General features: G+C 38.3%; 19 protein-coding genes. 12 read left to right on the top strand and 7 right to left on the bottom strand.

All coding sequences use genetic code 11. The features are described 5' to 3' along the window. Positions 1-54: 54 nt before the first annotated feature. Positions 55-978 (bottom strand): S1 family peptidase, encoded by a 924-nt coding sequence (locus tag ABMA78_RS07550; RefSeq protein WP_392858577.1) that lies wholly within the window; start codon positions 976-978, stop codon positions 55-57. A gap of 41 nt (positions 979-1,019) precedes the next feature. Next, positions 1,020-1,913 (bottom strand): hypothetical protein, encoded by an 894-nt coding sequence (locus tag ABMA78_RS07545; RefSeq protein WP_392858576.1) that lies wholly within the window; start codon positions 1,911-1,913, stop codon positions 1,020-1,022. Positions 1,914-2,064: 151 nt separating this feature from the next. Between ABMA78_RS07545 and gap the strand changes: the two genes are divergently transcribed. From gap to tpiA, 3 genes are read left to right on the top strand one after another with little or no spacing between them, the layout of a single operon-like run. After that, positions 2,065-3,084: a type I glyceraldehyde-3-phosphate dehydrogenase gene (gap, locus tag ABMA78_RS07540; protein WP_392858575.1), complete on the top strand. Its 1,020-nt coding sequence runs from the start codon at positions 2,065-2,067 to the stop codon at positions 3,082-3,084. Between the two features lie 27 nt (positions 3,085-3,111). Beyond that, positions 3,112-4,308, top strand: coding sequence for a phosphoglycerate kinase (locus ABMA78_RS07535; protein ID WP_392858574.1), 1,197 nt, complete (start codon positions 3,112-3,114; stop codon positions 4,306-4,308). Positions 4,309-4,336: 28 nt separating this feature from the next. Further along, positions 4,337-5,062 carry a triose-phosphate isomerase gene (tpiA, locus tag ABMA78_RS07530; protein ID WP_392858572.1) on the top strand — a complete coding sequence of 242 codons (726 nt, stop codon included), beginning with the start codon at positions 4,337-4,339 and terminating at the stop codon, positions 5,060-5,062. Here tpiA and ABMA78_RS07525 read toward each other — a convergent pair whose 3' ends face one another. Both ABMA78_RS07525 and ABMA78_RS07520 read right to left on the bottom strand, forming a co-directional pair. Beyond that, positions 5,063-6,148, bottom strand: a complete 1,086-nt coding sequence (locus ABMA78_RS07525) for a hypothetical protein (RefSeq protein ID WP_392858570.1) — start codon at positions 6,146-6,148, stop codon at positions 5,063-5,065. It lies immediately after the preceding gene. Between the two features lie 86 nt (positions 6,149-6,234). Continuing rightward, on the bottom strand, positions 6,235-7,134 hold the full coding sequence (locus ABMA78_RS07520; RefSeq protein ID WP_392858569.1) for an endonuclease/exonuclease/phosphatase family protein: 900 nt from the start codon (positions 7,132-7,134) through the stop codon (positions 6,235-6,237). Between the two features lie 160 nt (positions 7,135-7,294). On the opposite strand from ABMA78_RS07520, the gene ABMA78_RS07515 reads away from it, so the two are divergent. Continuing rightward, positions 7,295-8,731 carry a phosphatidylserine/phosphatidylglycerophosphate/cardiolipin synthase family protein gene (locus ABMA78_RS07515; RefSeq protein ID WP_392858568.1) on the top strand — a complete coding sequence of 479 codons (1,437 nt, stop codon included), beginning with the start codon at positions 7,295-7,297 and terminating at the stop codon, positions 8,729-8,731. A gap of 119 nt (positions 8,732-8,850) precedes the next feature. Next, a complete protein-coding gene (gene secG / locus ABMA78_RS07510) occupies positions 8,851-9,198 on the top strand; it encodes a preprotein translocase subunit SecG (protein ID WP_392858565.1) in 348 nt (115 codons plus the stop codon). Between the two features lie 47 nt (positions 9,199-9,245). Here secG and ABMA78_RS07505 read toward each other — a convergent pair whose 3' ends face one another. The 3 genes from ABMA78_RS07505 to ABMA78_RS07495 form a co-directional block, all read right to left on the bottom strand. Next, positions 9,246-9,947, bottom strand: coding sequence for an ankyrin repeat domain-containing protein (locus ABMA78_RS07505; RefSeq protein WP_392858563.1), 702 nt, complete (start codon positions 9,945-9,947; stop codon positions 9,246-9,248). 130 nt (positions 9,948-10,077) lie between these two features. Then, positions 10,078-10,548 (bottom strand): single-stranded DNA-binding protein, encoded by a 471-nt coding sequence (locus ABMA78_RS07500; RefSeq protein ID WP_021268448.1) that lies wholly within the window; start codon positions 10,546-10,548, stop codon positions 10,078-10,080. Between the two features lie 212 nt (positions 10,549-10,760). After that, positions 10,761-11,183, bottom strand: coding sequence for a hypothetical protein (locus ABMA78_RS07495; protein WP_392858560.1), 423 nt, complete (start codon positions 11,181-11,183; stop codon positions 10,761-10,763). A gap of 391 nt (positions 11,184-11,574) precedes the next feature. Between ABMA78_RS07495 and ABMA78_RS07490 the strand changes: the two genes are divergently transcribed. From ABMA78_RS07490 to ABMA78_RS07460, 7 genes are all read left to right on the top strand, one after another. Then, positions 11,575-14,325, top strand: coding sequence for a Tad domain-containing protein (locus ABMA78_RS07490; RefSeq protein WP_392858558.1), 2,751 nt, complete (start codon positions 11,575-11,577; stop codon positions 14,323-14,325). A gap of 134 nt (positions 14,326-14,459) precedes the next feature. Beyond that, complete coding sequence (locus tag ABMA78_RS07485; protein ID WP_392858556.1) at positions 14,460-15,353, top strand: histone protein; 894 nt, start codon at positions 14,460-14,462, stop codon at positions 15,351-15,353. Positions 15,354-15,422: 69 nt separating this feature from the next. Next, the gene (locus ABMA78_RS07480) at positions 15,423-15,665 is read left to right on the top strand and encodes a glutaredoxin family protein (protein WP_392858554.1); all 243 of its coding nucleotides are present in this window, start codon (positions 15,423-15,425) and stop codon (positions 15,663-15,665) included. A gap of 20 nt (positions 15,666-15,685) precedes the next feature. Continuing rightward, positions 15,686-16,999: an HD domain-containing protein gene (locus tag ABMA78_RS07475; RefSeq protein ID WP_392858553.1), complete on the top strand. Its 1,314-nt coding sequence runs from the start codon at positions 15,686-15,688 to the stop codon at positions 16,997-16,999. A 50-nt stretch (positions 17,000-17,049) separates the two neighbouring features. Continuing rightward, the gene (locus ABMA78_RS07470; RefSeq protein ID WP_392858550.1) at positions 17,050-17,724 is read left to right on the top strand and encodes a hypothetical protein; all 675 of its coding nucleotides are present in this window, start codon (positions 17,050-17,052) and stop codon (positions 17,722-17,724) included. Beyond that, complete coding sequence (locus ABMA78_RS07465) at positions 17,717-18,622, top strand: hypothetical protein (protein ID WP_392858549.1); 906 nt, start codon at positions 17,717-17,719, stop codon at positions 18,620-18,622. The genes ABMA78_RS07470 and ABMA78_RS07465 overlap by 8 nt, the downstream gene beginning before the upstream one ends. A gap of 66 nt (positions 18,623-18,688) precedes the next feature. Further along, positions 18,689-19,195: a rhodanese-like domain-containing protein gene (locus tag ABMA78_RS07460; protein ID WP_392858547.1), complete on the top strand. Its 507-nt coding sequence runs from the start codon at positions 18,689-18,691 to the stop codon at positions 19,193-19,195. Positions 19,196-19,202 lie beyond the last annotated feature (7 nt).

The following is a 19,202-nucleotide window of genomic DNA, read 5'->3' as shown; positions in this document are numbered from 1 at the left end:
CTTTATAAATGGTTAATAAAATAAGACTAGATTGTAAGTCATTGATTTGTATGACTATCGGTAGCTTCGAAGAATTTCATCTGAGTATTTATCAGCACAACTTAAGAGGTCTTTTTCGTTTTTAATGCCAAAGCACTCTTGAGCAATTTTAATATTTCGCCCACAGTGGAAGTCAGTAAACTCATCAGAGATTCCTGTAACCTTCTTAAGCCAACAGGCAGAGTGATAGGCCAAAGAATATAAAGTCGCGTATTTTCCTTCAGCACAAAAACCAAAGGAAGCAGAAACAACGGCCGCAATCTTTTTTTCTCCATTAACATCAACAAAAACCGGTCCACCACTATCGATATAGCAAGTATCAGTTTGCTTATTTCTCATATCGATTTCATTAAAGAATGCTTCGAAGATCGGGATATCGGCCACCCTCTTTTGCCCATAAATAATATTGGCATGAGCTGAGTCCATTGGCATAAAGCCGATTTCGCCTGTGTAGCCAAATCCAACAGCTGTTGTCACTGCACCAGGAATAATCTTGGCCAGCACTTCTCTTGGGTCAGTAAGAAGAGAATAAAACTTTTTAACTTTCAAAGGCACATCAACAGTCACAACAGCAAGATCAACTGTTTTCAAACTTGCCAGATCGGCCAGTGGCCCATTTGGGTATTTAAATTTTAAGCTCGGGTGTAGCTCTATACCTGTGACGCTATATTGGGCATCAAGACTCTCTCTCGTTGAGGCCGTCATAGACTTACCTTCACCTAGGTAGACGCGAATTGATTTGAAGTTCTTATTCTCAAGACAATGAGCTGCCGTAAGAATATGCATTGGAGTTAGGGCAACCCCTGTACAGAATGGGCGCCCAAGCCTAACGAGGGCCACGACGCTCTGATATTCACCTTTGCTCACAGCTTCTCCCCCAACAATTGCAAAGCAAGAGCTAGAGAAAACAACGCAAAGGATCATAACATATTTTAGCATGACACTTCATAGCATAATCAGTTGATAAAGACTAGAAAGGATTACGAGTTATTTTGCTGATTCATCTCATAGAAGGCGCGATAGAGGCCCGCAAGTTGTTGCTTTCTCTTGGCCAAGTAATTCTGATCCAAAACTTGGGTAATTTCTTGAAAAATTTCGCGATGCACATCGGCTGCTTCATCTATTTTAGTATGACCTTCTGGCCTTAAAATATTGATCACATCTGTCGTCTTAAAATCACGAGCAACATTAGGCCCATCATTGAAAATAAAAGAGCGATCCAGCATAAAATTGAGGTTCTTTTTTACGTTCTTTGGAATGATATCATTATCAAAGCCTACCGAGTCGAGAGTCACTAGAAGATTCACCTCTCGAAAACCGGCCTCTGCACTATTGAGTCGATTGGCCAAGTTCACAACTGCATCGCCCCCAAGAGAGTGGCCAACTAAGATAATTGGTTGATCCTTAGGTCGCCTAAGAACTTCCTCAAAAACCTTATCTTCCTCATTCCAGCTGACAAACTCTCCATCGCTAAAAGACTTAGCGATATCTTCAAGTCCACCTTTTGAGCTAAGAGTGGAAAGATGAAGTCCTTCTAAAAAGAATATTGCAGGCTTATTAATTGGTAGTAATTCCTTTACCGGCTCAACCTTTTTAACCTCACTACTCTCTTCTGGTACATTAACAGCTGACTTAGCAATTGTTGTCACAGCATCCACGGCCAACTTCTTTCCGGCCTGAGCAATAGCAAGAGCATCAGTTGATATTGATGCCTTGGCAGCAGCTTCGGCAACCTTAGCAGTTTTCTCCACAACTTTCGTTGCATTCTTAGCAAGCTTTTCAGGCACAGAGGCCTCACTCTTGATTCCACTTTCATAATCCGCTTTGGATTTGTAGTGAATGATATTTGATGGCATTTTTGAACTTGTCTGCATTAGTAAAATTATAGCTTGTTCAGCTATTTTTTGGGCAGTGAGCAAAATCGTCGCATCCTCTTAGAAATATGTGCTTTAGGTAGGCAATCTCTCTCTATTGTGGCATATTACAGGGGAATTTTTTTTTAATAATTAAGCACAGGAGTCAGGTATGTCTGGAAAGATCCGCGTTGGTATTAATGGTATGGGCCGTATTGGTCGTACAGTTCTTAGAGAAATCTTTAACCGCAATATTGAAAACTTAGAAGTTGTTGCAGTTAACTCACCAGGAGATATCAATGACTATGTTCACCTAATCAAGTACGATTCAGTATTTGGACGTTTCAACGGTGACGTAAGTGTAGATGAATCACACAAAATGCATGTTAACGGAAAAGAAATTTCTTTTCACAAGTATAGAGACCCAAGTGAAATTCCTTGGACACAAGATAAAGTTGATATCGTAATTGATGCAACAGGTGTTTTTAAAGATCAAAAATCTCTAATGAAGCACGTAACTGGAACAGTTAAAAAAGTTATCCTTTGTTGCCCAGGTAAAGACGTTGATAACACAATCGTTATGGGGATCAATGAGAATACTTACGATGCTGAAAAACACACAGTTATTTCAAATGCATCTTGTACAACAAACTGTCTTTCACCAGTTGCTAAAGTTCTTCACGATAAGTTTGGAATTACAAATGGTCACATGACAACTGTTCACTCTTATACAGGTGATCAAAATATCCTAGATGCTTCACACTCTGACCTTCGTCGTGCTCGTGCAGCAGCTGTTTCAATGATCCCAACAACAACTGGTGCAGCAAAAGCTGTTGGTCTAGTTATTCCTGAACTAAAAGGAAAGCTTGATGGTTTCGCAATTCGCGTTCCTACACCAAACGTTTCACTAGTTGACCTTACTGTTAACCTAGAAACAGAAGTAACAGAAGAAGAAGTAAATGCAGCTCTAAAAGAAGCAAGTGAAACTTCAATGAAAGGTATTCTTGGTTTTGAAGATGAGCCACTAGTTTCTGTTGATTACATGGGTATGAGAGAGTCTTCATGTGTAGACGCTCCACTGACAAAAGTAATTGATAAGAAGAGTGTAAAAGTTGTTACTTGGTATGATAACGAAGCAGGTTTCTCTAATAGAGTAATTGATCTTGCAGGCTTCATCGGTAGCCAACTTTAATACTTAAAAAGTAAATTAGGAAAAACTATGGCATTACAATTTATTGACAGCATTGATGAATCACAAATCAAAGACAAGAAAGTTCTTGTTCGTTTTGACTTCAATGTACCTCTAGATAAAGAAACTAAAGAGATTACTGATACAACAAGAATTGATAATGCTCTTGAAACAATCAAGCTAATCCTAGACAAAGGCGCATCTAAGCTAATTATGATGTCTCACCTTGGTCGCCCAAAGGGACAAGTTAATCCAGACTTCTCACTTGAGCCGGTTGCAACTTATCTTGCAGACAAGCTAGGAGAAGAAGTTACGCTAACTGAATCATGTCTTGATCGTGGTATTAAAACTCTACTTACACTTAACTCAAATAAGATCATCCTTCTTGAAAACCTTCGTTTTCACAAAGAAGAAACAGAAAATGATCGCGAGTTTGCTCGTAAACTTTCTGAATATGCAGATATCTATGTAAACGATGCATTCGGTGCTGCTCACAGAAAACACGCTTCAACTTATGAAATCAATGCATTCTTTAAGAACCATGCTTATGCTGGCCTTCTTATGAAAAAAGAAATTGCGGCCCTTTCAAAAATCACAGAAAGACCAGAGACTCCATTTGTTGCGGTAGTTGGTGGTGCAAAAGTAAGTGACAAGATCAAGATCATTGAAAGATTACTTTCAAGTGTATCAAGTCTTTTAATCGGTGGTGCTATGGCCTACCCTTTCCTAAAAGCAAAAGGAAATGAAGTTGGAACTTCTCTTTGCTCTGATGAAGACGTAAGTCTAGCAAAGAAAATTTTCTCTCAAAGTACTGCACATAAAATTGTTCTTCCAATTGACCACATCGTTTCAAGTGAGTTTGGTGGTAAGCCAGAAGCAGTTGATAAAGTAGGTATCCCAGATGGAAAAATGGGACTAGATATTGGTGAACAAACAATTGCAAAGTACAGCTCTCTTCTTCGTGAAGCAAAGACAATTCTTTGGAATGGGCCAATGGGAATCTTTGAAAATGAAGATTATGCCAAAGGTACTTTTGCAATCGCTGAAGCTTTAAGTGAGTCAGATGCCTACACTCTTGTTGGTGGCGGAGACTCAGTAAGTGCTGTAAACAAATCAGGACTTGCAAGCAAGATGAGTCACGTTTCAACTGGTGGTGGTGCATCTCTTGAGTTTATCGAGAAAGGTAGTCTTCCAGGAATTAGTGCTCTAAAATTTGGTGTTGAATAAAACTTAAATAATTAAAAGGGATGTAAATATGACTGAGAGAACGAAGTATATCGTAGGAAACTGGAAGATGAATCAGAACACAGAAGACGTTATCGCCTTCTTTGATACTATCGACAGCTCTAAACTTCGTCACGAAGCATGGATTGCTCCACAAGCGATCCACATCCCTATTTGTCTTCAAAATACTGACGACTTTAAAATCGGTGCCCAAAACTGTGCAACTGAAAATAGCGGAGCCTTTACTGGAGAAACCTCTCCTGCTTCACTAAAAGACATCGGTGCCCACTTCGTGATCATCGGTCACTCTGAGCGTCGTTCAATCTACAATGAAGACGATGCAACCCTAAATACAAAAACAAAGATTGCCCTTTCAAATGATTTAACAGTTATCTTCTGCATCGGTGAAACTCTTGAACAAAGAGAAGCTGGAAAGGTCGAAGAAGTTCTTTCAGAGCAACTTCGTCTTGGTCTTGCTGGTATTAACAGTGATAAAGTCATCATTGCCTATGAGCCAGTATGGGCCATTGGAACTGGTGTGACAGCAACTCCTGAGCAAGCGCAAGAAACTCATGCCTTCATTAGAAAATTCATCAATGAAAGCTTAGAAATCGATGGTGAGAAAACTTCGATTCTCTATGGTGGATCTGTTAAGCCTTCAAATGTAGAAGACCTCCTATCATGCCAAGACATTGACGGAGGCCTTGTTGGTGGTGCTGCCCTACAAGCGGACAGCTACATGGGTCTTCACGCTTAATTAATAAACGTGAACTTTCATTTCTTCAGTATCGTTACAACTTAATTCCTTGTAAGTCTGAACATCATCAATTGATGGCAAACTTCCCCTTGGTAAGTATAGATTCTTAGTAACTCCTAAGACCGTTCCGTCGGGCTTAGCAAAGACACGCCAGTCTGTTCCCCAATCTGTTTCAAAATCGAACTCACCTAAATATTTTCTTTCTTCACCAAAATATATAAGACTATCAACATTGATCTTCATATCACGACGAGCAAACTCCGGATGATATGGTAAGTAGAATTGAAACTCTTGGCGATCCCCTGCTTTAGCAGCTGGAAGAATCTTCAGAATTCCTTGTGAGTTAGTAATTGCAACTTCCATCGAGTCTTGAGTAAGTGTACGTACACCTTTTACAAGGTAGCCATTTTCTTTTGCGCAATGAAAGTAGTTATTAACTTTTAAAAGATCTTCTCTTCCATAAAAGTCATGACGGAAGATAAGTGATTTTTTCTTCAAGAAGAATAATCTCTTCTTTGTATAACCAAGTTGTCCAACTGATGCTTTCAGAGATTTCTTAAGTCCTTTACGTGCATCAATTTTCTTTGTGAATGAATGAGTTATTAAGTTTGGATTATAACGATAGTGTCCTTCGCGTGAAATCTCATTAAGGATTCCTTCAGCATCACATCCAACAAGCCCAAGGTAGCGAATATTTGGATGCACAGACTTAAAAAGATCCTTAACATCCTTTCCGTTAATACTTAGAACTGCACCCATATTATTTGAGCCAGTTGTATTCTGACTTGTTCCGGCCGCATGGGATGCCCAGAACACAGCAATATTATTTGGGTTGTGAAGCTGGCGACGTAGCTCATGAAAGTCCACACTATGTTTTACAACAATATTGTATCCAGACTTATCAAAGTGCTTCTTGAAGATTTTTTCAAGTTTTGGATCAATCTTCCAGCCCTTAGGCTTGTACCAGATACGTGGTGTTTCAAGAGATGTTAGTAATACGACATTTGGTTTTACATCTTGTGCATAAGTAAAATGCGCAGAAACAAACGTCAGGACTGAGAGTGACAAAATAATTAAAGCTTTCATGCCTGAGAAATTAGCATAAAAAAATGAACACTAAGGCCTAATTAAAGTTAAATTCAAATGTTAAAATTTACCAACAATTAAGCTTACTATTTGATATCAACTCTTAATGAAACTGGACAGTGGTCAGAAATAAAGCGTTGATACCAAGAGAGGTTTTCCAATCTCTTTGTATTACGGCTACTTCCACTACAAGCACGCCAAATTTCAACATACTTCGTTTCAGTATTATCAGAGACGTAGAAGTGGTCAAAAACATTTCCAGAGCCACCATTACGATAAGTATAATCGTAGTCACTAGTTCTTCTTGTCACTTCAATCGATTTAAAGGCATCACCTAGAACAACTAGGTCTGACTCTTTGTCTTCATAACGAGAATTTCGATAAGTATTTAAATCCCCAGCAATAACAACAGGAAGATTACTTTGGCGATACTCGAGAACTCTTTTATTTAAATTATTAACCTGCTCAAGGCGCGCATCAATAGAGCTAGGGCCGGCCTTAAGGTGAAGGCCTACTAAGTGAATTAATGGCTTCTTTGAATAACGATCAATGACTTGTCCATAAAGGGCCGGCCTTAAGTAAGGACGGTTTTCCATAAGTGGATAAGCATAGTCGTCATCACCTTTTTCAGGAACGATTTCAAGAGACTTCTTTAAACATATCATTAGGTGTTGGTGATTGAATTGCTCATGACGGTAGGAAACACAATGATGACCAAGGCCGTCCATTAGTTGCCCCAATCGATCCGTGTCGATAACTTCTTGGAAGAGAAAAATATCAGTATTGATATACTTCGTACTTAGAAACTCTGTAATAAAAGGATCACGATACTCGTCAGTTCTTTGTCCCGAGATTTCTCCTCCCAGTCCATACCAACGTAAGTTAAATGTTGTAATTTTTAAACTACTCGCAAAGCTATTTCCAGAAATTGAAAATACCGTTGCAGCACAGGCCAGCCATGGCCAAAGTCTCTTAAGTCTTCCCATATGAAAATGGTAAAGAAGCGATTGCCGAAGGTCAAAAGAATAATCCATTTAAGTTGCTGATATCACTTTCTGACCACTTTTTTTATTGAAATAATTTCTTACAACCTTCTCATTTTGCATTGCGTGGGATACACAATGCTCAAATCTGAAGGGAGACTGAATGAAAAAACTGCTATTTACGACACTAATTGCAAGTAATATCTTCGCTGGAGCAAGCTTTTGGGCGCTCTTCTCACCTCACCAAGGCGAGGAAGCATTTAATCAGATATACTCTGCAATCGATGGTTCAAAAGAAAAAGTTTGGCTAACTGTTTACAGCTGGTCGGATTCAAAAGTTGCAAAAAGTCTAGAGGTCGCATGTCTATCAGGAGTTGACGTAAAAGTTGTCCTCCACCCTAACCTAAGAAATAATTCTCGAGTTAATGATTACGCAACAGCAATTGAAGATGCTGGTTGTGGTGTAAAGTTTGCTTACAAGAAAATGCATGAGAAGTTTTCTATTGTCGATGATAAGTGGGCATTCAATTCAAGTGCTAACCTTTCAGGTGGTGCAAAATCTCGCTACTCTGAGAACTTTATTTTCAACAATGACTCTTCACAAGAAGGTCGCCTAACAATTAATACCCTCAACCGTGAGTTCAAGTTTCTATGGAACTCGGGGAAAGATATCTACACTTCAGAAGTACAAGAAGAAAACCTAGCATCTCTTGATCTTGAAAGTTTAAAGAATGATCCAAACGAAGAAGAAAATCCTTCCTTTGTTTCAAGTTCAATGAACTTTAAATACACAAACCTAAAACCATCATCTAAGAGCTACCTATCGGGACGTTATATTAAAATGACTGCTCGTAAAGTAAGTGGACAAAAGACATGGCTCGTTCGTGATGCCATGATTAAGCTAATCAATGAATCGCAAAAGAATATTCTCGTTAATGTTAATCACCTTGTTATCAAAGAAGTTGCTGACGCACTTTTAGATGCAGTTAAAAGAGGTGTCGATGTTAAGATTGTAGCTGATAATCAAGAGTATAAAACTAGTACAAAATCAAAAGAGATGACTCCTTACTTTGTTTATAATTGGAAGAAGCTTCCTGGAAATAAAAACAAGGTCGCACCAGTAAGAATTAAGTACTATTCTCACGCACCATCTCCACGCCACTGGGCCTTGAATCACCACAAGTACATGATCTTTGATTATGATGAGAATGACTTCTCAAAGACGAAATTAATGAGTGGTTCATATAATATTTCAGAAACAGCAGAGCTGACTCAGTTTGATAATATGTTCACTTACAAAGGTGAAACTTTCGCTCAACTCTTTAAAGACTTTAAAGGTGAATTTGATAACCTTTGGTTCTTAAATAGAGACGAAGATGATAGGCCAACTCAGGAAGCTTGGGATCGTGTTGCGAAACCTTATAATGGAAATATCTATCTTCACACAAAGATGCCTGTTTCTCTTACTTGGCCAGAAATCTACAAAGTAAGAAAGGCCGTCGCAAAAGCTGCGCCTCAATTCTTTAGAAATGCTTACAAGAAGCGCGACTGTTACCTTTTCAATCTTGAAAAGCAGATCTTCACAGGTTGTCCAAACTAAATAAACGATCAATTTCAATATATATAACTCATCAGGTCATAGACAGTACTTGTCATGGCCTCGATGTGTTGATATAAATTGTTGTTAATTTATCTATTTATATTGAAAGGAAATAAATTATGGTTACTGGTTTAATGATTTTTCACGGTGTTGTTTCAGTACTTCTAATCATCGTAGTTCTTCTACAATTTGGTAAAGGTGCAGAAGCAGGTCTTCTAGGTGGTGCTTCAGAAGCCGTATTCACAGGTAGCCAACAAGGTAATATCCTAAGTAAAATCACTGTAGTCCTTACAGTTCTTTTCCTAGGTAACTGTATTCTTCTAGCGAAGATTCAAACAGGTAAAGAGTCTAAGTCTCTTCTTGATAGTGCAGCACCAATTGCAGCTCCACTTAACTCTGATACAACAGCTCCAGCACAAGCTCCTGCTGAAGAAACAAAATCAGAAGCAGCTCCAGCAGCAAAGTAATCAAACACAAAATTACATAATAAAAAAGCTCCCATCGGGAGCTTTTTTTATTTCTTCTTCATTAATTTTATAATTGATTGTATCCCCATTTCTTGTGCGTACTGAGCAACGCTCTTGCCACTAGCATCTGGGATATTTGGATCGGCCTTCATTCCTAATAAAGCTCGAACATTATCAAAACGCTTATTCTTGATCGCAATATGAAGAGGTGTATCTCCTCTCTTATTCTTCTCATTTACGTCAGCGCCTTTTTTGGCAATATAGTAACGAATTGATTCTGGTGTTGATTTCTTTGCCATAGCAAAGAGCGAAGCAGGTCTTCTCTTCTTGTGAACGAGGCTTACCTCTGGAACAGAAGCAATTCCACGTGACTTTCTCTTTTTAGCAGCTTCAGCGGCCTTGGCCTCTGCAACTAGTTGAGCTTCATTTTTAAACTTATCTTCAACAAAGCTTACTTCATAATCACTAATGACAAATGAGCTATTTTCAATTTCATTGAGGTTTACATCCTCAAGTTGCCAATCCTTTTCAGTTTGAACAACTCTCTTTGGAGCATCACCTTTAAGATCGAGCTTCTCTTCCGAGATCCCATAAAGGTCTGCAAGGTAACGATACTCTGCTTCTTCACTTTCAGTTAAAAGCATTTCATTACTTTCAACTTTATTTAAAGGAAGAAGTCCCCCATGTTTTTCAAAAGAACCACATGAAGCTAGAACAACTAAAAATGTTAAAAATCTTAACTGACTCATCAACTCACTTATCGCCAAGAAGTTAAGATTTCTTTAGTCATTCTATGTTTACTTTAAAATTCAGGTATTTAGAAATAAATAGGGCCCGCAAAAGCAGGCCCTAATCATATATAGAAATTTAAATTAATCTCTAGAATGGGATATCATCAGCTGTGAATGAAGCGTTTGATGAAATATCATAACCTTGGTTCATATCATCTTGCTGAGGTGGCTCTTGGTTGAATGAGTTGTTATTTGACTGACCCATTGAAGCACCTTGACCTGCAGATGGAGCTGCTCCACCTAAGAATTGTACAGTTCTTGCATTGATTTCTGTTGTGTATCTCTTGTTACCATCTTTGTCTTCCCAAGATCTTGTTTGAAGTTGACCTTCTAAGTAAGCTTGACGACCTTTTGCTAGGTATTGACCACATAATTCAGCAAGTTTTCCCCAAACAACAACTCTGTGCCATTCAGTTCTTTCTTGTTTTTGTCCGTTTTTATCTGTCCAAGACTCACCTGTTGCAAGTGAGAAGTTACATACTGCCATCCCAGATGGTGTGTACTTAAGTTCTGGATCTTGTCCTAAACGTCCTACTAAAATAACCTTGTTTACACTCATTTGTTCCTCCAATCTTCTTCGCGTATAACTGAAACAATACTTTAGAATTCAACTATAACCGCAAGGTTGAGTATTACCTTAATACTTTACTACAATAATACGACTTTCTCCTATCGAGAAGTCATAAATAGCCTTGCAAAGACAAAAAAAAGAACAACTCGCGTCAAGAGCTTGAAATGATAAAAGTGGGAATTTGGAGATTCTAATTTTTTTTAATTCATGTCTGCAAAAGCTTGCTCAACATTCTCTGGAGCAATTTGAGCATGGCCACCTCTGGTCTGCCAAAACTCTTTTACTTTCGACTTAGCGATACGAACATCTTTTTTATACCAAGCTGCATCAAAGCCACAGTGAGGACATGGAATTTCTTTTTTAAAATTCAGTCTTAGTGCTGCTTCAAAACCGGCCCAGTATAGAAAGAATGAGAAGATTCCTGCAAAGCTCACAAATGGATAAAGCATTCCCGTTGTGGCAACAGTTAGCATAAACACTTGAAGGTAGTTCTTAGCATTCATATGTGGGTTTGTGATAACTGCCCTTTGAGTGCGACAAAGAGGACAGAAGAATTCAATATGCGCTTTCTTAAATTTGTAAGTACGCGTCTCTAATGGATTAAATGAATTCAATGTCTTCAATTATCGCCCTCCTAAGCATCGACAAAGTTAACAAACTTCGACTCCTTAATTTTACCAACTTAACTCCCCTGTTATAAGCAGGTAAAAAAGGTACCAGGCCCTGTTCTTATTCATCCTTGAGTCGAACAAGACCATAAGCCTGGTAGAGATAAGCACTCGTAAAAGCAAGTACTTAAAGATGACCGATGCGGCCATGGTTAAGGTGGTTAGCCTTGCCTGCACAAACGTTCTACTCCAGGGATCAGGCACCATATCCTTGGTACCCATTACTATTACAAGTTCAATGCCAAAAATAACTCAGTGCAACTAACTAAAAATAGAAAGTGTTCATATGAATTGACGCATAAATGCCACTTTCGGTAGCATTAAGTTACCGGAAAAATAAGGCATTATGACACAAGCACATCATTCACATTCAAAAGAACTAGTTAAAAATAAAAAAGGCCAAATCAGTATCTTCTTTGGAGTTACACTTGTGGCCATCTTCTCATTTATCGCATTTGTGGTGAATGTAGGACTCTTTGTAAAGGCCAAGATTAATTTGCAGAATGCAGTTGATTCGGCCGCTTGGTCAGGAGCAGCTTCTCAGGCCAGACAGCTAACAAATATCGCTCACCTAAATTGGGAAATGCGAAATACTTATAAAGAGTGGATGTTTAAGTACTACGTTCTTGGTCAACTTGCCAATGAGAACACTCACGCTAACACAACTGATACAATGAATTTCGCCTTAAAGAGATTTGATGAAACAGGATCTGACTTTAGTAGTGGTGTTAAAGGCGACCATTATAACGTTCCTTCTGTATGCCTTCACTTTGGTACAGGTAATAATGAAAACCTTTGTACAATCTATCAAATCCCAGGTCTTCCACGTTTTCACGTTGCGGGTATTCCAGATGTAAGTGAAGAGTTTGAAAGAACAATGGATGCATTTGTTAACTTGAAGGCCAAGAACTGCATGGTTCGTTCGACTTACAACTTCTCTGCCGCAAAGAACTACGCCTTTGCTGCAGGTGTTTCACAAAACGATGTACCAATTGCAGCTGCAGACCGCACTGGTGCTTGGATTGAATCGATGGAGCTTGCTCTTCGAATTAGAAATCTTGAGATGATTGTTAATCGCCCACCTGTTACTCAAGGTATCTGTGGTGGTGGCGCGGCCTCAGGTTGTATAAATCCACAACAACTAAGTATGGAAAATCAGTCGACAGGTATTCCAATTAACGACCGACCACTTAAGGCCTATTTCGCAGCATCTAAGTCTGTTGGTGGTGGAATTTTTAATGAAAGCTTTGGTTCTTCACTACAGAACTCATTAGTTCTTTATGAGCTAGCACCAAAAACTTTTACACCTTCACCACAATCTCTTTCAAGCTTTCTTATCCCACAGGATGCCAGTTATAACGGTGGGGAGCTTGTTGCTTCTTCAAAGCGCTACCTTGATCTTGTACCAATGATCATGAACTTCACAACGTTCTTTACAACTTTTGCACCAACGACTGAAGGTATTTCAACAATTGCCGTTCCGGACTCAAGTGGAACAGCTGCTGAGGCCTCATGTGCCTCGACAAAAACGGCCCTTCCTGTACCTGGTTATATTCTAGGTTTCTATAAGAACCCAAAGGTTGTGACTTACTATGCAGTAAAGGCAAAAGTTAAATACACAGGACTTTTAAATCCATTTGGACAAGTTATTGATATGGCCGCATACGCAGCGGCAAAGCCATTTGGGGGGCGTATTGGACCTGCTATTGTTTCTCCAACAGTAGGAAAAGACTACGCTGAATCAAGCTCAAACTCTGCTCGAATCGCTAATGCTTCTGGTTCAAGAAGTGCGAACTTTATTATGGGATTTACGACAACTGGTGATCCGAGAACAACTAATGACCCTACTGATGGTGTAAAGGTTCAAGGACTTCCTCTTCCAGCAACGTCAGATTTCTTCCTTGATGCAACAGATACGACAGCAGCAATTGGTGGAATTCCTTCAAACGTCGATGTTAAGTTTACAATTCCGAATATGATCTACAATTTAAACTCACAAACGACTTCTGAATCAGATCTCCCAACGCTTGCTTACAACCCAAATCCAAGTAATATCACAGGTGAAAATGCCGGATTATTTACAACGAAGCAATTTGTTGACCTGAGGGCCAATATTCCAAACTATACAGTTAATCAGGCCGGTGTAACGGCCCAAAATCTCCTGGAGGCGTTTCAGAATGTTCGTGCTCCAACCAATTACGATGCCATTAACTACATGGTTCCTACAGTTGATAGTTTAGAGACAGATACAACATCTGATCACTTTCCTTCTGTTCGCTATATTGATCCATCGGCCAAAACAATTGGTTACTTTGCTCCACTCTTTCACGGAACCCTTCTTTACAAAGACCGTGAAGCACTAACTGGAGTTCTAACTGACTACATCGATACTTTAAGTGACGCTGTTATTGTCTTTCGCAAGGCCCTTAGCTTTTATGCAACAAAGGTAAGAAATACTAGTGCACAGGATCCAACGGCCTATATTGACGCATCAAAGGCCATTTTTGATCCAGATGTTGACGGAGATCCAACCACAACAACAGTTGCCCTACCAATTCCGCAGTGCCAAAAGCAAAGTATCGCTTCTCGCTTTACATACTTCATTCTTGGAAAAGATGAGGAAGCAAAACCAGACAATTGTGAAACGATCCCACTACTAGGGGCCGTAAAGACCTTTATCAATAACAAGGCCCAACAAACTCAATCTAACCTCTACTATATTACGACGTATCGTCAAAATAATGAGGCCAACCCACCTTCGCCTTCTCTAAATAATAACTCACTTAGGACAGCATATGCTCCAGGTAAGGATTATGGCGGTGAAAATAATGGCCGTTCGGTGAACCCATTTACAAACAAGGGTAAGAACCATCGTCGAAATGCCTATTCAACAAAGCTTATTAGCCTCGTCTCAATAACAGATACTGCATCTGGTTACGCAAAGAATGAATCAAATTACATGGAGTTTCAGGCAGGTTTTTCACCAGAAGGCGAAACACCTCGAAGCCCAGAAGATGTGAAGGCCACAGGGGATGTTATTTCAAACCCTCTTCCAAAAACAGAGCTGTCTGAATTTGGCCCTGATTTATACTTCTAATCAATTTACCTAAATTTACCGATTCCCCTTTAGAATGGCCTGTAATGGGCCATTATAAACAAAAAAGAGCTTGCGAAATTTTAACGATCTTTTATATACTAGGGACGTATTTATAACTTTTTCGCGAGGTATATATGGCAAAGAAAAAAGTAGCCAAGAAGACTGCCAAAAAAACTGCAAAGAAAGCAACTAAGAAAGTTGCTAAGAAAGCGGCAAAGAAAGTAACAAAGAAAAAAACTGCAAAGAAAGTAGCTAAAAAAGTGGCAAAGAAAACTGCAAAGAAAGCAACAAAGAAAGTTGCAAAAAAAGCAGCAAAGAAAGCGACTAAGAAAGTTGCAAAAAAAGCAGCAAAGAAAGCGACTAAGAAAGTAGCTAAAAAAGCGGCTAAGAAAGCGACTAAGAAAGTTGCAAAAAAAGCAGCAAAGAAAGCGACTAAGAAAGTAGCTAAAAAAGCGGCAAAGAAAGCGACTAAGAAAGTAGCGAAAAAAGCAGCAAAGAAAGCGACTAAGAAAGTAGCTAAAAAAGCGGCAAAGAAAGCGACTAAGAAAGTAGCTAAAAAAGCGGCAAAGAAAGCGACTAAGAAAGTAGCTAAAAAAACAGCAAAGAAAGATACAAGTAAAAAAGACTCAACAACAGGTCTTTCTCGTGAAGAAGCAATTGCAATGTATAAAGAGAAACACAAGGATGCTCTTGATTCTCAACTAGCTGACTCACTAAAAGAATATGAGCTTGAAGACAAGCTTGCAGTGGCCGAAGAAACTAAGCTTGAAACAATTGAAGAAAGCGAAGATAGCGTTGGACTAGAAGCTACAGAAAACTACAGTGAGCCAGGACCAAATCTTCAAGAAGAATATAATCCTGACGATGAACAAGATGAAAAAGATGATATGAGCTTTGGATGGGGATACAATGATGCATTTGATTCTCCAGAAGAAGAAGTATCAACAGATGATCTTGATGAAGACGAAAGATATGCACTTGGTCTTGATAAGTCTGATGAAAATGAAGATGAGGATGATTTTTACTAAAATCTATTGAGATAAAATATAAATAACGAAAAAGCGGCTTTTGCCGCTTTTTCTATTTGGAACGATATTATGAAATTAGAATTTTTTTACTATACAGGTTGTCCATTTTGCCATCGAGTTATGGACGTTATTGAACAGCTAGGGATTAATTTAACTTATTGCGATATAATGAATGACACATCGGCCCTAGAAAGGCATATTAATACTACAGGAAGACGTACAGTTCCTTGTCTCTATATTGACGATAAGCCAATGTTTGAATCACAAGATATCATCAACTGGTTAGTTCAAAATAAGGATAAGCTTAAATAATTTTTTGAGGAAGTTATTCAATGGAAGTAAGAGACCCGGTCCACGGATCAATTCACATCTTAAAAGAAGAAGAACCAATTATTCGTGCAGACTTTTTTCAACGTCTTCGCAACATTAAACAACTAGGTTTCTCTGAATATATTTTTCCTGGTGCGACTCATACTCGTCTCATTCACTCTATTGGTGTGATGAAAGTTGGAGAGATGGCATTTGATCGTCTCTTTAAAAATCAAATCATCACAAAAGAGCACTTAAGAATTAAAGAAACTTTTAAGTTAGCTTGTCTTTTACACGATATTGGGCACGCTCCACTAAGTCACTCGACTGAAGTAGTGATGCCAAAGCTTAAGGATCTAAAAATTCCTCAAGAATATCTTCTAGGTCGTGACCTAACAAGTGACCGCCAAGCAACTCATGAAGACTACACGATCAAGGCCATTGCAGATAGCTCTCTTGCACACAGTTTAAAAGAAGTTGAAAAAACTTTTGGTGTTGAAAGAAAGTATATCGCGGATCTTATTCGTGGTGAAACTAACGATCATGACTATTTTAAGATTGATGGTATTAGCTACTTCCCTCTTCTTCATCAACTTGTTTCAAGTGAACTTGACTGTGACCGCATGGACTATCTTCTAAGAGATAGCTACTTCTGCGGGGTGAGCTACGGTTCTTACGATCTTGATTGGTTACTTGATAATCTTGAAGCTGCAATTATTGATGGGAAAGCTACATTAGGAATTTCTGAGAGAGCTGTCATCACTTTCGATGATTTCCTGCTAAGTCGCTACCACATGTTCATCATGGTTTACTTCCACTATCGTGCAGTTTGCCTTGAAAAACTTTTACAACGTTATTTTAAAACATCTCCATATGAGTACTTAATCCCGGCCGATATTGAAAAATATATTGAGCACGATGATTATCATCTTATGAAGATTTTAAGACACTCAAATAATCCATATGCAAAGGCGATTGTTAATAATCAAACGCCAGAAAAGATTTTTGAATCTTTCAACTCTTCACAATTGGCAACTCTTGAGAAGGTTCAAGCCTACTTAGAGTCTATCAATATGGAAGTGATTCGCTCTTCTTCAACTGGACGTCTATCTAAGTACTACGCAGCAGATAGGCCAAAGAACAAGGGGCAATACACGATGAAAGTTGTAAGGAATTCAAAAATGGGTGGTAAAACAGAGTACTTCGATATTAACGAAGCAACTGACCTATTCCACAAATTTTCGAAGTCCCATGCTATTAATAGACTTCATTGTGATATGGAAAAACTAAGCAAAGAGAATTTAGCAGAAATTAATAAAATTATTTCTTCAAATTAATCTTTGATTCTTTGGACTAGGCTCGTCAAGGTCGTCTATAATAAATAGATATGAATAAGTTTTCACTTTATGTGCTATTAATTTTGCTTTACCTCGGTATATCGAAGAGTTTTTCTCCATCTGAGAAGAGAACAATCTTTGTTCCAAATGCAAATGCATACGCAAATATTTTTAAGGGCTCACCTATTTCAGTTATTCTTGAAAGAGAGTTTTCAACAGGTGCCCTCATTAAAACTTATCACCACCGCTATCAAATCATTCATGCCTTTAAGGCACCACAAAGAATTAATGTAAGAATTTCTCGTGAGTTCTTTCTTGAGAACCAAGCAAATATAGGAATGTCTCTTTTTAGAAGATATGAAAATGATGTAAGCTCAACAGTTCCTATGCCTCCTGGCTCAATTTATATTGGCTCACCTGCTTATGGAACTTGGAGAACTTCAGATTCGGGACAGAAGGTTTGGCGCTTTCACCGAACATACAAGAACTTTCCTCAGCTTTTCCACTGGGGAGACTTCACCCCAACTTATGACTTCTATCGTAGAATGATTGTTCTTGAAAAGGCAAACTCTCCATTCTATGGCCTAAATAATGAGTTCGGAACAAAAGGTTCTGTAACGACAGCACACTACGCATTTAAGAAGAAGAGCGAAAACAAAACAACACTAAAAGACATATTGAAGAAATATACTAGTTTACCTAAGTGGGAACAAAAGAATGAATGAGTTATACGATAAATTAATTATTCGAATTATTTTTGCACTAATTATTTGCTTTATTATTTATATATATAAGCAAGCTCATTTAATTCTCTTTCCATCAATCAAGCACCAAATTTTAAAAAAATTCTCTCCATCGAAAAACTCAACTGACACGATCCACCTCTTTGGACGAATTATTGGTATTGGAATTATCTATTCAAATATTGTCATCAATGTTTCTGATGGGATGTACTTTGCACTAGGACAACTTTTCTTAGAGTCGATAATGGTTATCGCCCTCTACCTCGCTTCACTCTATATCTTAGAAAGCATTGTTCTCTACAATTTTGAATATGCTGATGAAATCTTACGTCGAAAAAATTACGCCTACGCTATTATATGTTTTTCTCACTCAATCTCGTTGGCCTATATTTTAAAAACAGTTATTAAGGTATCAAATAGCTCTCTGATTATGACGCTATTCCTATGGCTTTTTGCCGTTGTTCTCATAGGATTCTGCTCTAAGACTTTTCAAATTATTTCAAAGCTCTCTTTTAACAGGCTTCTTGTTCAAAAAAGCCTAGCTGTTGCAATTTCATACATGGGATTCATCTTAGGACTTTGTACGATTATCTCTTCTTCTCTTGATCACTCTCTTCAAGATATTAAGTGGTATACAATTCAAGTGATTCTAAAGATCCTACTTTCAATTATCATCATCCCTATTATTAGAAAGGGTCTTATTCTGGTCTTCTCAATTCAAGACGATCTACAAATTAAGAAAGACGATACTGACGATGCAAACCTAAGCGTAGAACTCGGTTATGGAATTTATGAAGGTGCTATTCTTTTCACTTCATGCTTCTTAACAACGGTTATCACTGGGAATATTTATTATGGAAATTTTTACCCGCTCTTCTAATTAGGGCCCGTTTTCTCATTGCTCCTCTTGTTTATCCGATATGGAGTTTGAACGAGGAGGAATTTCGTGGATTTAAAATATTTTCAAATGCTTGATTTTATCAATACTAGACTAACTAATATTGAACGCAACCTTGCAAAGATTGACGAAAAAGTCGACTTCTCAGTTTCACTTCAAAGAAATCATTTAATTCGCGTAAAGAACGGTGAATTCATTGATGATAATATGATTCTAATGGGACTCCCATATAATGACCTATCTCCTCGTAAGGCATTTGATGTCTATGAAGATAAGGACATGGATTATATTATTTTAGATATCACTCCAAAGGATTATGAAAAGCCTGTTAAGCTTGAGGGTGCAATTCATATTCCTTATGAAGATCTCGATCACCGCTATGTTGAGATCACAAATAAGACAACGCCAATCTTAGTTATTAGCGAAGATGGACTTAAGTCAATTCAAGCATGTGAAAAGCTGGTAAAGAAAGGCTTCTTTAACGTGAATAACGTTTCAGGTGGCTACAAGTTTTGGCCAGCAACACAAGGTTCCGTTGTTGTAAAAGTAGCTTAAACTATTT

The organism is Halobacteriovorax sp. RZ-2, assembly GCF_043196685.1.
Lineage (GTDB): Bacteria > Bdellovibrionota > Bacteriovoracia > Bacteriovoracales > Bacteriovoracaceae > Halobacteriovorax_A.
This window is presented reverse-complemented; position numbering and strand designations above follow the sequence as displayed.

What these genes read in the sequence shown, in the direction of transcription:
- ABMA78_RS07550 (WP_392858577.1), bottom strand. Translation starts at nt 978, where the DNA reads ATGCTAAAATATGTTATGATCCTTTGCGTTGTTTTCTCTAGCTCTTGC.
- ABMA78_RS07545 (WP_392858576.1), bottom strand. Translation starts at nt 1,913, where the DNA reads ATGCAGACAAGTTCAAAAATGCCATCAAATATCATTCACTACAAATCC.
- gap (WP_392858575.1), top strand. Translation starts at nt 2,065, where the DNA reads ATGTCTGGAAAGATCCGCGTTGGTATTAATGGTATGGGCCGTATTGGT.
- ABMA78_RS07535 (WP_392858574.1), top strand. Translation starts at nt 3,112, where the DNA reads ATGGCATTACAATTTATTGACAGCATTGATGAATCACAAATCAAAGAC.
- tpiA (WP_392858572.1), top strand. Translation starts at nt 4,337, where the DNA reads ATGACTGAGAGAACGAAGTATATCGTAGGAAACTGGAAGATGAATCAG.
- ABMA78_RS07525 (WP_392858570.1), bottom strand. Translation starts at nt 6,148, where the DNA reads ATGAAAGCTTTAATTATTTTGTCACTCTCAGTCCTGACGTTTGTTTCT.
- ABMA78_RS07520 (WP_392858569.1), bottom strand. Translation starts at nt 7,134, where the DNA reads ATGGGAAGACTTAAGAGACTTTGGCCATGGCTGGCCTGTGCTGCAACG.
- ABMA78_RS07515 (WP_392858568.1), top strand. Translation starts at nt 7,295, where the DNA reads ATGAAAAAACTGCTATTTACGACACTAATTGCAAGTAATATCTTCGCT.
- secG (WP_392858565.1), top strand. Translation starts at nt 8,851, where the DNA reads ATGGTTACTGGTTTAATGATTTTTCACGGTGTTGTTTCAGTACTTCTA.
- ABMA78_RS07505 (WP_392858563.1), bottom strand. Translation starts at nt 9,947, where the DNA reads ATGAGTCAGTTAAGATTTTTAACATTTTTAGTTGTTCTAGCTTCATGT.
- ABMA78_RS07500 (WP_021268448.1), bottom strand. Translation starts at nt 10,548, where the DNA reads ATGAGTGTAAACAAGGTTATTTTAGTAGGACGTTTAGGACAAGATCCA.
- ABMA78_RS07490 (WP_392858558.1), top strand. Translation starts at nt 11,575, where the DNA reads ATGACACAAGCACATCATTCACATTCAAAAGAACTAGTTAAAAATAAA.
- ABMA78_RS07485 (WP_392858556.1), top strand. Translation starts at nt 14,460, where the DNA reads ATGGCAAAGAAAAAAGTAGCCAAGAAGACTGCCAAAAAAACTGCAAAG.
- ABMA78_RS07480 (WP_392858554.1), top strand. Translation starts at nt 15,423, where the DNA reads ATGAAATTAGAATTTTTTTACTATACAGGTTGTCCATTTTGCCATCGA.
- ABMA78_RS07475 (WP_392858553.1), top strand. Translation starts at nt 15,686, where the DNA reads ATGGAAGTAAGAGACCCGGTCCACGGATCAATTCACATCTTAAAAGAA.
- ABMA78_RS07470 (WP_392858550.1), top strand. Translation starts at nt 17,050, where the DNA reads ATGAATAAGTTTTCACTTTATGTGCTATTAATTTTGCTTTACCTCGGT.
- ABMA78_RS07465 (WP_392858549.1), top strand. Translation starts at nt 17,717, where the DNA reads ATGAATGAGTTATACGATAAATTAATTATTCGAATTATTTTTGCACTA.